The 14,279-nt window shown below is 33.2% G+C and carries 19 protein-coding genes; 1 reads left to right on the plus strand and 18 read right to left on the minus strand.

The genetic code is table 11. The features are described 5' to 3' along the window. Positions 1 to 42: 42 nt before the first annotated feature. Genes ACLQ7H_RS14720 through ACLQ7H_RS14745 form a run of 6 tightly spaced genes read right to left on the minus strand, consistent with a single transcriptional unit; the run spans position 43 to position 4,201 of the window. Positions 43 to 204 carry a hypothetical protein gene (locus tag ACLQ7H_RS14720; protein ID WP_411753319.1) on the minus strand — a complete coding sequence of 54 codons (162 nt, stop codon included), beginning with the start codon at positions 202 to 204 and terminating at the stop codon, positions 43 to 45. Beyond that, entirely contained in the window at positions 191 to 2,608 is a 2,418-nt protein-coding gene (locus tag ACLQ7H_RS14725; protein ID WP_411753320.1) for a LamG-like jellyroll fold domain-containing protein, read from the minus strand. The genes ACLQ7H_RS14720 and ACLQ7H_RS14725 overlap by 14 nt, the downstream gene beginning before the upstream one ends. Position 2,609: 1 nt before the next feature. Then, a complete protein-coding gene (locus tag ACLQ7H_RS14730; protein WP_411753321.1) occupies positions 2,610 to 3,089 on the minus strand; it encodes a hypothetical protein in 480 nt (159 codons plus the stop codon). Positions 3,090 to 3,092: 3 nt separating this feature from the next. Then, complete coding sequence (locus tag ACLQ7H_RS14735) at positions 3,093 to 3,566, minus strand: hypothetical protein (RefSeq protein ID WP_411753322.1); 474 nt, start codon at positions 3,564 to 3,566, stop codon at positions 3,093 to 3,095. Further along, positions 3,566 to 3,763, minus strand: a complete 198-nt coding sequence (locus tag ACLQ7H_RS14740; RefSeq protein WP_411753323.1) for a hypothetical protein — start codon at positions 3,761 to 3,763, stop codon at positions 3,566 to 3,568. The genes ACLQ7H_RS14735 and ACLQ7H_RS14740 overlap by 1 nt, the downstream gene beginning before the upstream one ends. Before the next feature lie 9 nt (positions 3,764 to 3,772). Next, on the minus strand, positions 3,773 to 4,201 hold the full coding sequence (locus ACLQ7H_RS14745) for a hypothetical protein (protein WP_411753324.1): 429 nt from the start codon (positions 4,199 to 4,201) through the stop codon (positions 3,773 to 3,775). Between the two features lie 168 nt (positions 4,202 to 4,369). Between ACLQ7H_RS14745 and ACLQ7H_RS14750 the strand changes: the two genes are divergently transcribed. Next, positions 4,370 to 4,585, plus strand: coding sequence for a hypothetical protein (locus ACLQ7H_RS14750; RefSeq protein ID WP_411753325.1), 216 nt, complete (start codon positions 4,370 to 4,372; stop codon positions 4,583 to 4,585). 455 nt (positions 4,586 to 5,040) lie between these two features. Here ACLQ7H_RS14750 and ACLQ7H_RS14755 read toward each other — a convergent pair whose 3' ends face one another. From ACLQ7H_RS14755 to ACLQ7H_RS14810, 12 genes are all read right to left on the minus strand, one after another. After that, positions 5,041 to 5,391 carry a hypothetical protein gene (locus ACLQ7H_RS14755; protein ID WP_411753326.1) on the minus strand — a complete coding sequence of 117 codons (351 nt, stop codon included), beginning with the start codon at positions 5,389 to 5,391 and terminating at the stop codon, positions 5,041 to 5,043. 667 nt (positions 5,392 to 6,058) lie between these two features. Further along, on the minus strand, positions 6,059 to 6,649 hold the full coding sequence (locus ACLQ7H_RS14760) for a hypothetical protein (RefSeq protein WP_411753327.1): 591 nt from the start codon (positions 6,647 to 6,649) through the stop codon (positions 6,059 to 6,061). A gap of 233 nt (positions 6,650 to 6,882) precedes the next feature. Next, the gene (locus tag ACLQ7H_RS14765) at positions 6,883 to 7,776 is read right to left on the minus strand and encodes an AAA family ATPase (RefSeq protein ID WP_411753328.1); all 894 of its coding nucleotides are present in this window, start codon (positions 7,774 to 7,776) and stop codon (positions 6,883 to 6,885) included. Next, on the minus strand, positions 7,773 to 8,006 hold the full coding sequence (locus ACLQ7H_RS14770) for a hypothetical protein (RefSeq protein WP_411753329.1): 234 nt from the start codon (positions 8,004 to 8,006) through the stop codon (positions 7,773 to 7,775). Before ACLQ7H_RS14770 ends, ACLQ7H_RS14765 begins: the two co-directional genes overlap by 4 nt. Before the next feature lie 481 nt (positions 8,007 to 8,487). Continuing rightward, positions 8,488 to 8,685 (minus strand): hypothetical protein, encoded by a 198-nt coding sequence (locus ACLQ7H_RS14775; RefSeq protein WP_411753330.1) that lies wholly within the window; start codon positions 8,683 to 8,685, stop codon positions 8,488 to 8,490. A 1-nt stretch (position 8,686) separates the two neighbouring features. Continuing rightward, entirely contained in the window at positions 8,687 to 9,274 is a 588-nt protein-coding gene (locus ACLQ7H_RS14780; RefSeq protein WP_411753331.1) for a hypothetical protein, read from the minus strand. Between the two features lies 1 nt (position 9,275). Further along, positions 9,276 to 10,388, minus strand: a complete 1,113-nt coding sequence (locus ACLQ7H_RS14785) for a hypothetical protein (RefSeq protein ID WP_411753332.1) — start codon at positions 10,386 to 10,388, stop codon at positions 9,276 to 9,278. Further along, the gene (locus tag ACLQ7H_RS14790; protein ID WP_411753333.1) at positions 10,385 to 10,864 is read right to left on the minus strand and encodes a hypothetical protein; all 480 of its coding nucleotides are present in this window, start codon (positions 10,862 to 10,864) and stop codon (positions 10,385 to 10,387) included. Before ACLQ7H_RS14790 ends, ACLQ7H_RS14785 begins: the two co-directional genes overlap by 4 nt. Positions 10,865 to 11,013: 149 nt before the next feature. Then, a complete protein-coding gene (locus ACLQ7H_RS14795) occupies positions 11,014 to 11,289 on the minus strand; it encodes a hypothetical protein (RefSeq protein WP_411753334.1) in 276 nt (91 codons plus the stop codon). Beyond that, the gene (locus ACLQ7H_RS14800; RefSeq protein ID WP_411753335.1) at positions 11,286 to 11,633 is read right to left on the minus strand and encodes a hypothetical protein; all 348 of its coding nucleotides are present in this window, start codon (positions 11,631 to 11,633) and stop codon (positions 11,286 to 11,288) included. Before ACLQ7H_RS14800 ends, ACLQ7H_RS14795 begins: the two co-directional genes overlap by 4 nt. Further along, the gene (locus ACLQ7H_RS14805) at positions 11,630 to 11,794 is read right to left on the minus strand and encodes a hypothetical protein (RefSeq protein WP_411753336.1); all 165 of its coding nucleotides are present in this window, start codon (positions 11,792 to 11,794) and stop codon (positions 11,630 to 11,632) included. The genes ACLQ7H_RS14800 and ACLQ7H_RS14805 overlap by 4 nt, the downstream gene beginning before the upstream one ends. A 623-nt stretch (positions 11,795 to 12,417) precedes the next feature. Next, entirely contained in the window at positions 12,418 to 12,684 is a 267-nt protein-coding gene (locus tag ACLQ7H_RS14810) for a hypothetical protein (RefSeq protein WP_411753337.1), read from the minus strand. Positions 12,685 to 14,279 lie beyond the last annotated feature (1,595 nt).

The raw sequence follows: 14,279 nt of genomic DNA on the forward strand, positions 1-14,279 counted from the left end.
CAGAGCACATTATCTGGTATTCAGAATGAAATTATTTAACTATCATGCTCTTCTGATACGTCTGTATTTTTTTTCTCCTTCCCTTACTTCTATCACTTCTGATGTTCTCACTGCCAGTCTCTCCATTCCTTTTGCTGCTTCTAGTTCTGCATCAGTCATATTTTCAATATTCGGTTTTCTTGCCGTAAATCTACCTGGGGTCATCAAAATTCCTATTGTATAGACCACGCATAAATGATGTAATTCTGGGAATCTCTTCTCTTATTTTGAATCCTATTTTGATTTTCTTTGGAATCTGACCTAACGGTGAATCTATATTCCATTTTAGAATGAGTGATTTTGAAACCTTGTTTAGAATATGCCATCGTAATGTAAGGGATTTTGATACTCTGTTTCTAATATCCCATTTGATGGTAAGTTGTTTACTTATCCTGTTGAGGATATGCCATTTGAGAGTTAGGGATTTAGATACTCTTGCTATGATATTCCATTTCAGGGTTAGTGTCTTTGACACTCTGCCAGTGATATTCCACTTTAATGTAAGGGATTTAGAGACAAGTTGTAGAATATTCCACTTTAATGTAACCTGTTTCGACACTCTTGATAAAATATGCCATTTTAATGTAACCTGTTTAGACACTCTCTGTATAACATGCCACTTGAGAGTCAGTGTCTTGCTGACTCTTGCAATGATATTCCATTTTAATGTGAGTTGCTTGCTGATTCTGCCCAGTATATCCCATTTCACTGTCAGTTGTTTGGAAACTCTGTTGTTGATATTCCACTTTAACGTCAGTGATTTTGAGATTCGTTCCAGTGCTGCTTCTATATTCCACTTTAGAGTGAGTGATTTGCTAATTCGTTGAATGATATTCCATTTGAGTGTTAATTGCTTGCTGATTCTTGCAATAACATTCCATTTTAGTGTCAGTTGTTTGGACACTCTTTGAAGTATATTCCATTTTAGAGTCAGTTGTTTAGAAACTCGTTGTAAGATATTCCATTTTAGACTCAGGGATTTGGAAACACGACTTAGGATATGCCATTGTAATATGAGAGATTTAGATACTCTAGCAATGATGTTCCACTTCAACGTAAGTTGCTTTGAGATTCTATTGAGAATATTCCACTTTAAAGTGAGTTGTTTGGAAATTCGTTGCAACACATTCCATTTGAGGGTTAATTGTTTGGAAATACGACCAATGATGTTCCACTTTAGACTGAGTTGCTTTGATACTCTGCCTAACATATTCCATTTTAATGTAAGTTGTTTAGATATTCGGTTTAGAATATTCCATTTGAGTGTTAGAGATTTTCCAAGATTAGACCACACAGAAGGTGCATCAACGTTTTCCCATATTGCACCATCTTGTAGCGTTGCAGTAAGTGAACCTATTGAATCAACAGGATTGCCAGTTCCCTCAGTCATTTTCAACCAATAGTCAGGAGTTGGTGCATTTGCTGAATTGTTGAATACATCGGTCCTTTCCTGTGTAGTTAAATCCTTGTTTTTCCAGAATCGTAAATCTTTAACTTTTATTTCTGCTGGATCTCCTGATTCGCCAATTATGAGGTTACGACTTAGAGCATTTATCGGATCTCCGTAATTGCCAACATTCTCTCCCTGAACATTATCAACGTATATTCTTAATTGATCTTCTATTAGACTTTCATCAAACTGTCCTACTACATGAAGCCATACACCATGTTTAATATTCGCACTTGTCATTGATGTTGAACCTGTAGGATTTCCAATATTGAATTGCATTGTCCCGTTTTCTCCTTCTTGTATTTGTGATTGAAAAAAGAAGGCATCGGTTTCTTGATAACCATGACTTATCGGAACGATATTTGTTTCACCACCTACGGGTTTCCAATATTTTACCCAAAAAGCAATACTGAATTTGGTTAATGTCTGTGACCATAATGAAGCATGATTTCCTGCATTGATATTACCGAAAGGAATACTGCCAAGACCGAGTTTAATCGAGTATCTTCCTACTCTGGATAATGTATTCCATTTCAGAGTAAGTTCTTTGGAAATACGTGCAATGATATTCCATTTCAGAGTAAGTTGTTTGGACACTCTTGCTCTCATATTCCATTTCAGGGTGAGTTGTTTGGATATTCGTGAAAATATGTTCCACTTGAGGGTAAGTTGTTTAGAGATTCTACCGATTACATTCCATTTGAGAGTGAGTTGTTTTGAAATTCTCCCTATAATGTTCCATTTGAGTGTTAGAGATTTTGAAACTCTACTTAAAATATTCCACTTGAGGGTAAGTTGTTTAGAGATACGACTCAGTATGTTCCATTTCAGAGTTAATTGTTTTGAGATTCTCTGAATAATATTCCATTTAAGCGTAAGGGATTTGCTTATTCTACCTGTGATATTCCATTTGAGTATGAGTTGTTTAGACACCCTTTCAAGTGTAACTAATTCTCGTATTGCATATCTTGATAATGGAATTTTTTGTGTCTCCTGTTGTTTTTCTATATGAGAATTTGCTAGAACTCGTTTTGTGACAGAATTTGATTGTGAGATTGAAATTGGATAACTACTCCTAACTGCAATCATCATTTGTGCTGTTGTTGGACCACCTGTCATTTTACCATTCTATCCAGTCTATATTCAACGTCATTGATTGTGTAGTAGATGGATCTGATACTAGGATTCCTAATATTCTTCCATCTGGAATAACAATCATATCATCCTGGTCTATTGCAAACCATTCAGTTATGACACTTGCATCTGCTATTATCTGGTCAACTGCTTTATCTATCGTTCCTACTGAGAAATTAGTGGATCCCGTCTTTATTGTTGCTGTTACTACAGTATTTGGTCCTGTCGGGTCTTTCTTTACTACAGTTCCAGATACACCACCTGCACCTGCTGCACTTAATAAAACAGCCCTTATTTTCCATAGTCTGTTTGATGTTGTTGTCTGAGTTCCGTTTCCTCTAAATGCCTTGAATCTATATACTGCAACTCGTTTCCCAGCAGCAGGGTCTAATTCAATAAATGTTTGTTCTGTATTAGCAGTTGCATGAGTAGAGGCATTAACAAAAGTGGTAAATCCAACAGCCATTAACTACTCCTGCCAATCACATGTCACCTGAAATGTTTGTGAAACAACTGGACTCTGTATTAAGATACCTAGAATACCACCTGCTGTTGATACAATCTTATCATCTTCATCTCTTGCTATAAATTCATACAGCATACGACCATTGGGTGCTATTTGGTCTATTACATCACTGACTGTTCCTACTGAGAAAGCAGTTGTTCCGTTTTTCTCTGTTGCCACAGTTGCAGTTGCCACACCAGTTGGGTCTCTTGCAACCTCAGTTGAACCTACACCAGTAGCACCTGCTGCTGATTTTCTAACTATCCTTACACGAAAATGATTATCTACACCTGCTGTCTGAGTTCCATTACCAAATCCAATTCTTATTCTTTTTATCTTTATGAGTTTGTTTGCTGCTGCTGCTAATTCTAAAAACGTATCTTCTGTGTTTGCTGTTGTATTAGATGTAGCATTTACAGTAACACCAAATTGTGCCATTACCTTTTTGACACCTCATACAGATATTCAGATTTAGGTGCCATTGCTTTTATTGCATCTTTCTCTGTTTCAGGAACTAGGAATATAATTTCCATTTCATCATCGTTTAACCTGTTATAATAATGGTTATAAGAAAAATCAGGGAATTCTGTTGGAACTCCGATTTTTGACCGAACCATATCCCAATGTGCTTTCATAGCAATTCACTATGCTGCGGTGTCACAATCAAATTTCATTATTGCGGTGTCATCGTTTACTGCTGTTGCTGATGAGTTGACTATTCTTTTTGCCCAGAATCCGTATCTCTGTCCGTTTGGTATGTTACCCATTGACAGACCTGCTGCATAAGTCGATGGTGAACTGAATGTTTCTCCTACTGGTGCTGTGTTTTCGTTTACTACAGTTTCTATCGTGGTGTTAAGACCTTCTCCTGCAAGTGCAATTTCAAGTGATGTGTCAGCAGATGTGGTATTTGATGAGATGTATATTCGAGTGTCCTGTGCTGTCAAACTTCCATGATTATTGAGCAAATAGCATGCTCGATATTCCGTATCCCCTGCCAAAGATTCCGAACCGCTTACGACATCAAACAAATTATGAGTCGTATTATCTGTAACTGTTGTTGAAGTTGACATGACACCACCCAAAGATAAGTTAGGGTCTGTGTTACTTGCACCGCCTGAAAGCCTGATTAATAAATCTCCTACTACTATAGGCATATAGTTTAAAACTGATGTAGATTTTTAATACAACTAATGTTCGGAAGAAGCAAGAAAGGATGTATCACAGGAGATCCAAAGACGATGAAAATAAGGGCGGGTCACAACAAGGAAAACGGAAAATATTACATACAGATGACAGAGATATTACATGATAGAAAAGGAAACAGGTATGCAGGACAGGAAATGAAAATTAATTTAGAAGAAGAGCATTTCAAAAATTTTGCAGGGCTAATGTTAAAGACAATAGGATTTACTAATGCAGACTCAGACGATTCCTCTTCTAATCAGCAAACCTAAATCACTTCTTTCTTTTTTCCATTCCCAAAATGAGTCATGACAGTCTTCACACAAATGCTGCAAGCCTTCTGCATAATATTTCCATTTGTAATCCGATGACCATCTGAAAGTATTATCCATCTTTATGTATAGTTTACTTAGGACATCGATGTGAACTTCTACACCACATGCATCACAGTAATACGTATCTCTCCGTGTCATTTGATTTTATGAATGCCTGGTATGCTTATATCGTTTTCTCTGTTGATTACTGGAAATCATTCTGGTCTAGGTATTAACCCAGTCATGTGTCTTGTTATTCTGCAAGATAACAATGTTGCCGTCTTTGTCATGACCCATGAATCTGCCCAGACTACCGTTAATTGAAAAATCAGCACAGAATCCTTTTACAGTTTCATTATCTATACTACGTGACTGCTTCTTTTCATTAAAAAAAATAAAGTTAGACCGCCTACTTATGATGGTCTGTAGCCGACAAACGCTTCGTCTGCGAGACTCACTTCATGCATGTCTGGTGTATCAAGTTCCTTATTCTCTGCTATCCACTTTTTAATGATGAATTTCTTTTGTTCGTCTTTATCTAACTTGTTGAATTCCTTTTCTTCTTCCTTGTTCAATGGTTTAGAAAATGTATCAATATCATATCTTTTCGGTGTTCTCCTTTCCTTGTTAGCTGCGGTTGTCTTGTTTTCTTTATCCGTTTTTTCTGCTTCTTTCCTGTCTTCTTCTGTCCCTGCCAATGCAGCATTTCTTTCCTTCTCTACCTGTGGTATAAATTCCTGTTCTTCTTCTTTCTTATTAGCCATTAACCAGATGTAAGTGAAAAACTATTTAAGGATTATTTTTTTCTTCTCTGCTATGCTACCCATCATACCCACACACTTTATACAAACAAATCAATATTAATAAATAAATAAATAAATAATATGTGCTTACTATTCTAGTATAGGTTAATATATTACTCTTTCCTAAAATACCACCATTCTCTTGTATATTTTTAACATACATACAATAGGGGATAAGCCAGACAAAATACACAGCAGGTCTGGGATGCGACATATAAAATACAATGATACTAACAATAGTAACACTAAAAAGTTCATGTAAAAATTCTGTATACATAAAGAGGTAGGGCAAATCGTTACCAATCATTAGTAACAATAAAAATACTGGATGAATTATAAGTTACCATGATTAGTAACACTATGAAAAAAATAAAATAAATGTTTCTGTTGATTGGTAACAGTGTGTGCAGGACTTTTATGATTTATTCACAATACTATTAGAACATATCTTACATAATATAGATACATGCTTATCATAGTAGTATGCTTATGCCCTCAGTGGAATACTATAATCATTCATGTTAAAGGCTTATTCAACACTATACTATGAACATGTTATAATGTTACTGTTAAAGGGATTTAGCAATTAGTTATTATCGGTTTTATTTAATCACCTTTTGATTTATTATTATTCTGTTTTATCTGTGTGTGATATGTCTGTGTTGTGTGTTGTGTTGCTATTGTCTTTTGTGTTGCTGTTTGATTCTTGTTTATTGTTGTTATCCTTATTGTTGTTGTTGTTACTATTATCAGTATCTACAATATAGGTGTTAGACAGTGGATCATTATTGTTTGATTTATTGTTTAATTGTGGCAGTGATATATTCATAAATGATTTAGTATTAGTGGGATCAGAGTTTACTATTTCCTTTATTTCCTTTATGTCCTTTTGTAGTTTAGTTAAATCAAATATGTTAGTTACATCTTTAACTAGTTCTTTCCTAGCTGTAGTGTTCTCCCGTATTGACTTTATTACTGCTAATTTATCCCCTATCGAATACTGATCTTTATTGTCGTATAACTGCCATAACTCATTATCTAATCTATCTATTGTTTCAAACATAACATGATAATAATAGCCGTATGCGTTATTATTCTCTGTTCTAAAGTATTCCGTTGCCTTATCTTTAATTTGTTTTTGATCAGAGTAAACAGCGTCTAATGATACGTTTAAGATATGTGATATTTCTTTTGGGTTTTTGCCCTGAGTTAATAACATGAATACCTTATTCCTACGGAGAATTAATTCACGTTCAGAAGTGCCAGTTTTACGCATTAATCTGAATTAATTATATAAAGAAATAAAAATTTATGGGATAAAAGGGATTTAGCAGTTTTTATTTATAATCCGTATTTGCTATAATCAATTATGCAATATCCACATTTTGAGCATATTATTTTGTTATCCTCAATTATCTGATATTTTCCTTTATGTTTGCAATAACTCAATTTTTATTCAACCCTTAAACTGTATTTGTCTAATGCGGATATTATCATATCGATATGATGTTTATCGTTGCCCGTTAATGTAGCAACTTGGACACACTGTCTCATATTAGGTTCAATATTTCTTTTTTCCGTGTAAACTCGCCATATTTCTTTTGTAATATATTCTGCGATTGATTTTTCTTTATTATATTGCTCTGTTAGTAGTTTAACACTGATTTTAAAAAATTGATCTTTTGTATATTTTGGTATATCCATAACTAAGAATCTAGTTAATAACGGCTCGATTAATTTTTCTTTATAATTACCAGTGGCGATCACAATAGTATCTTTCATGGATTTTTTCCTTATCTTTTTGCTTTTTGTTTCCTGCAATATTCCTGATTCTAACAAATTTAAAAAAGTATTCTGGTGAATTTTTTCGAGTTTATCAATTTCATCTAAAAGGCAGTATCTTACATCATTGTTAAACATGTAATCAATAACGCCAGAACTGCTTAAAGTTGTAGAATCTAAATAATGAACGTCATTTTTTTGCGTTAATAGATTCTCTTCTAGCACTTTAAGGAATACTGTCTTACTTGTGCCCGCACTGCCAATTATTAAGATATGAGTTTTTTTCTTACTTGTTGTGTTTAAAGCTGACGTGATCACTGCCTTAATTTCTGTGTATCCGATTATTTTATCCCAGTTTATCGATATGTTTTTTGATTCTACAATATCGACATTTTTCTTATTGCTAAGAGATACATAATTTTTATTTTGATAAAAGTTTAGTTTGTTGCCGTCAGTGATAAACACTTCAATAGGGGAAGACGTTCTTAACCATTTTTTATTTATCTTTACTGCATTAGGTAAAGGACTATTAACGTCGTTTAATTTTGCAGTGAATTTATTCAATATCCTTTATCCTCACAATTAGGACATATTCCCCTATCTGAATCTATATTATCGTTATCCTGAATTATTGTATACTCTTCATTGCAGTTATTACATAAAGTGTATATTTCGATCTCACCAATAGATTCATCATTCATATATGGATATATTTTTAATTCTAATGTTCTTTTTTTATCTTCTATTTCGTTTAACTCTTCTAATAATTTTCTAACATCTTTTATTTTATTCATTAATCCCACCAGTGAGTAATTTTAAATATTTTATTTACTGTGCTAGTTAATCCGTCTTCTAAATCAATATCTCCGTCTTGTAGGTATTCGTCAAAGAATAATGCCAAATTTGTTAAGTCTTTTGTTGTTAATTTCAATCTAAATCTTGCCTCTTATCTTCGTAATCGTGATCCTGTGGTTCATTAGCGTAATCTTTGCAGTAATCTAATAAACAATCATCATTACAAAAAATAATAATTCCGTTATACATGGAATTACTAATGAAGTTTATTTCCTTATCGCAGTATTCACATTTTTTAACTTCCATTAGGCATATTCTCCCAGTTATCTATTATCTTAAATCTTGTTTCGTTATCGCAATTTGCTTCGATATGTTCTTGTTTACATGAGTAGCACATTATTGAATCGTCTTCCCCGTCTTCATAACAATCTAAGCACTGGTATACTTTTTTTAATCCGATATTATTACATCTCTCACACATCATTTAAACCAGATTCCCTCACAGTTATCGCATTTATACATTATTTCACCGTCAATAATATCGTCAAATAATAATTCTTGTTGATCCCATGTTTTAGTAATTGGATTAAATTCGTATAACACGCTACAATCTTCCTGTTTAGTTAATTTGTCATATTTACACACTGGACATATTCCGTTATCTAAATTATTTTTCATGTTAATCTACCTCAAAGAATCTTAACATCTCGTTATTTTCGTATTTCTCAAATATTGCGATTACTTCATTTAATAATTTTGTCTGTTCTTTATTTGCGTATATCTCGGAGAATTTTTTTAGATGTAATTGATCCCATGCCTCACGGATTATATTTATTTCGTTATCTTCTAAATCGGTATCAATCAAATTATCTAAACAATCATCTATTTGACCCCCGCCAGAATTATCAGTATAATATGTAGTGCCGTCAATATCGACCTCAATAATATCACCGAGAACATGTTCCCAACCATCATAATTTAAAACCTCTTCCGCCCAATCTTCTAAACCTTTTTCCGTGTTATCATGTTCTACTGCCTGTTTCCATAATTCCTTATCATCTGTTAGATATTCCTTAGCTCTCTCTTCTCCCGTCTCTTCGGAGAATACCGATCTGGTGAAAGTATCACCAGAAATAGAAAAATATTGATCCTGTGGATTATTGTATTTCTGTTTTAATGTTAGTTCTAGTTTGTATACTTCGGTATCACTACAACCCACACAAATTTTTATATTTTCTTTGGTTAATTCTCTCTGTTCTTTTTGCAATTTAATCAAATCTCCGTTGACTATTGGGATCAACTTCTATGCCAGATAACGCTTCGTTTTTTAATACTAAGTGCCAGTTATCAAGTTTAATTGGTGAGTGATCCTTATTCTTATGTCGTATACTGCCTTTAACAAATTGGTTAACACCGTCAAAATATGAGTTATCTGCTATATGGTTAGAATCTAATATGTCATATCGGATTAATTCCTTACTGGTATAAGGTATTAATTCATTCATTTTATTTTTGATATATTCCAGTTCTTGTTTTTTGTTGTAGGTTAGTGGGTTGGAATTATAATAATAATCATAATTGTCGTGAAAATCTTGGATAACCCTAGCAAATACAACTTCCCCGTTTTTGTCTAATGTCTTTTGAAATAATTCTCCCAATTTCCACAAGAATAAATCTCCGAGAATTTCAATCTCTGTGCTAAACTCTTCATTAGTTTTATAATTCATATCAAAATGTTTTTTGTAGTATAGCCTATCATATTCCTTAAACTCTTCATTCACTGGTAGAAAATAAAAATCTCCCTGTCGTTTAAAGTCTTGAGATTTTAATACTACATTAGGTTTTAAACTGTCTTCCGCTTCCCTTATGCTTGATACTTTTGTTGGCAATTGTATAAGGTAATAATGAACTTCGTCTCTCTTATGCCAATAATATTTATCTTCTAACTTGAAGACAACACCAGTAGGAATAAACGAATTATCATATTCCTTATAATTGTCTTCATTATCTATTATTTCGATTTTTTCCACTGTGCTAATTATATCTGCATTAGGAAAGCTTCTAACCTGATTATATATCTCTTCTATTGGTAAGGCTATATGTTTTATTTTCCATAAAGACGGACATTGAATATGTGGAAATTGACCCCCCGTCTTAAACTGTTCTTGACTATTTTTTATAATTAATCCGTCTTTTTTCCGTCTTATACATTCAATTTGTGAATGATGATATAAGACGTTATCCCGTATCTCGAAATTATTTGATTTAACGTTATGATCTATTTTCTCATAATTAAAAAACAAATCAAATATTTCGCAATCATTAATTACCACTGCCTTACTTTTACCAGTAGCAATATCGTTAATTGTTCTTTTACTCAATTTTCTATTTCTCCGTTATTTTCTAATTCTTCCCATTTATCCGTAAACTTCCCTACTTCAAGATCCCAATCTTCAATATTATATTTCATAAAAATTTCGGTTACTTGTTTTAATAAATTCTCTAATGGAGTGTGCCCAGATATTTCACTTATCGGTTTAAGATGTAATAACTTGTCTGCATTAGCTATTGTCTCGATCTCGTCTTTTGTTAGTTGTGTTTTTGTCATATCTTTAAAAGTATATTCCATTAAACACCCGCAAGAAGTTAATTGTGTATAATATGTATCTCCGTTTATGGTAATATCTTTTATATCTCCGAGAATTTCTAACCAATCATGATTATCGACATATTCTTGTTTAAAATCTTCATAAGATTTTTCTGTGTGATCCTGTTCTACTGCATATTTCCATTCACCTTTAAAAAAATCGTCGTCGAGATAATCATTAGCCCGATCTTGACCCTCTTCGTCATTCATAACTCGACAATCATAATTGTCGTGTGTAAACGATATGTGATCCCCGCTAAACGACATTTTAACGATTAGTATCGAGTAATCATCTTTACCGATCACGATCTCAAACTCTCTGTCTGTTAGCTCTCTCTGTTCCGTTTTATAGTAATAATTCAATTTTTATCCAATCTCCGAATTTCACGCTTCATAACTGTTAGAGATGTTTGTATCTGTGAGAATAAACCAAAAAATAAAGACATATCTTCTAATTTTTGGTTTAATGGTTTTTTATCATCTCTTAGATATTGCTGTTCTATCCCAGACTTTAACTTCCATGTTAGATCGTTAATATCTTCAAAAGTTTTTGGAATATTAACGGCTAATGCTTTTTTCTTTTGTTTTTGCACTCTCTTATAAAGTGGATTATTTCTTAATTCTTTGTCAATCAATTTGGATTATCTCCGAGTAAACCCGATAAGTCTTTTGTTGGTATTTCTGTTTTACTTTTGATTAGTAACTTAGCATATATGATATGTTTACATTCATGCTTATCGTTATGTTCTACTAATCTAGTAAAATCCATGCAATTGCATATATTTTTGTCTAAGTTTACGCTATAAAATCCATCTGTGCCAGACGCTTCTACTGCATAAAAGCTTGATTCTTTATCCTTAAAGATTTTAGTTTTTTCTTTAAGCATTTTTCTAGCACTGTCTAAACGCTTTTTACTTATGACTTTTGGATCATAAACGCTTTTTATTTCTCCGTTAGTCGTCTTGTCTGATATTGTCATTGATTTAATACCTCTTCTACGCTATCGGATTTTTCCAGAATATCTATTAATTCATTTATAATAAAATATGTCTGTTCAATATCTGAATATCCTACGTATTTAGCCTCTTCTAACATGTTTATTATTGCAGTGACATTTAGAATAGCGTGTTTATCTGTCATAAGGCAAATACCTCACTGGGATACGCTACGACAAAATTTCCTTTATGCGTATTTGTTAGGCAGTGGTTACGCTTACACTTAACACACATAACGCTAATCAATCCGAGTTTTTCGCATGTTCTACACTTCAATAAAGTAAACTTATGCACTTTTTTTAAACAAATTTGGCATAAATCACTTTCGATATTTCCTACGTTAATATTTTTTATTTCCATATTCATTTTGCTTTAACACCTAAATCAATCCTAAACTTTAGTTCCTTTAGTGCCTTATCGATCTTACATAAGTAATTTACATAAGACAATATTTCTTGTTGCCTTATGAAAATTGATTCTTTTTGTAGTAAATCTTCCATTTTTAATCTACCAGTGCCATCTCAAAAGAATCGTCATATTTAAAAAATGATCCGTCTCGTGATTCTTGATACCAATCGAGATCGTCAGTATCGTATAAGTGGCAGTTAAGATCCCCTTTTAATTCTGTATTTAGATCCGCAACGCATACGATAACCTGATCCTCATATATGCCAAATACTTCATTAGATCCCAGTGAATAACCTACTGTTATCCCACTTAGAAACATTGATACGACAATCGCAATATATTGAAGTTTACTTAGTTGTATCATCTTATGATCACTTTATCCAGTGGCACATAAACGGTTACGTCTTCCATGTTATGAAATACCATATTCATATCGATCCCCAGTTCTGCCTCAATATCTTTTAGCATTGATATACTAACAAAGGACTTAAAATGCAAGATAAGATTATCCCTTTGTTTACTTTTGAAAAATTCTATTTCTGTCAAGTTATCATAAAAAGTTGAGTAACTTGCAGATTGAATTATTCGATCTGCTATTTGTTGCAATGTATCTTGTTGATTATTCATATAGATCCCCCGTGTATATCATTGCGAAATTCTTTAAGTAATTCTTAACGAATTTCTTTGCTAATTTTGTTTCACCTTTACACTGTAAGGTAAAAACAATATTGTCTAATGCGATCTTGTCTTCAACGTCAACGTTATTTTGTGGGTTGCTATAACCCGATATATCTTGTTGATACATCTTTGGAACAAACATTCCAGATACTTAGAAAAAAATAACTAAGTATTTCGATTTAATTTTATCTCGTCAGTGGAAGACATTATTCCAATTACTAAGTTTTTTATTGTTACTATATTGCAGATAACTAGATAACTCGTTATCAACGGCTTATGCCTTTTTAGGTTACTGCGATTATTTCACAGAGAAAAAAACTTAGTTGTTTTTTGTTTGTCTGCTAAATCCCTTTTTTTTATGCGGTTCTAGTCTACTTTAAATCAATCAAGTTTTACGCTATACTAAATCTTAGTAAACGGCTAATGCCTTTTTAGGATATTATCTTAGATGATTTATTTCAACTTCCGCCTTTACGCTCACAGTTGAGCGGAACACGAATTTAATTCAATTCTACGGTTCAACGTGAACGCTTCCCCGCATTGAAGACAGATTTAGACTTACATTTTTTTTACACTGCTAATAGGGTAGATTTTACTATTTAAAAAGTTTTCTAGTTTTCTAGTTTACTATATAAAGGCAAATTATGGTCAAAATTAGAAATTAGAATTTCTTATATGTAATACATATTACAAAATGTATGTTACCAATAACAAGAAACATGTTACCAACTAACAGAAACATGATACTATAAATTAGTAACACTTCCAGTGGAAATCAAGGTATATAAACCACCATTTCCACTGGAGATTGAGTTTCCAGTGGAAATGGGGGTCGGGTTTCAGCCCAGGTGACGAATTCAGCTCACCTCACAGAAAAAAAAGAGTCAGCCTGGGCAAATTATTTTTCTGCCCGTGTGCAAAAAAAAAATTTTTTTTTCATAAAAAATATTTTTATTCATGCACATTCACATAATGTGATTGTTGGAACTCCCAAAATGTTTCGTGTGCGGTAAGGTGTCAGATGGTCGTAAAGATTGGAATAACCATAGCATAGTAGATTTGAACACAAACAAGCATGTGCACTACAACTGTTTTCTGAAAAGAACAGACGAATTGAATGAGGAATTAGAGTATCATCCTTGCTGTGATGCGATGATTCCACTCGCAGGATACAAGATAAGTATTGACATATTCACAGAAACATTTGCTGTATATAACCCTGACAATGAGATGAAATATTACTTCAATGGTATCAAGTATTGCCCATTTTGCGGTAAGGGAATTGTGATAAAAAAGAACAAATTATGCATAGATATATCAACAAAATGAATCCCTGCCTGCGGGTTGAACAACAGGGGATGCAGGCAGGGCGTGGACACAACCTCTCTTGATGAATCCGCAAACGATGTCAGGAACTATGGAAGATACTGGGCACCGCTTACGGCAATATTGTAGTAGATTGTGGCATAAATAATTTTCCCTGGGGGGCAAGTGCTTTCCAGGACCCCCCCGTCAACGATAATACCCCCTAGTTTTTAATACCC

Source organism: Serratia sp. (in: enterobacteria) (assembly GCF_046715635.1).
Taxonomy (GTDB): domain Bacteria; phylum Pseudomonadota; class Gammaproteobacteria; order Enterobacterales; family Enterobacteriaceae; genus Chania.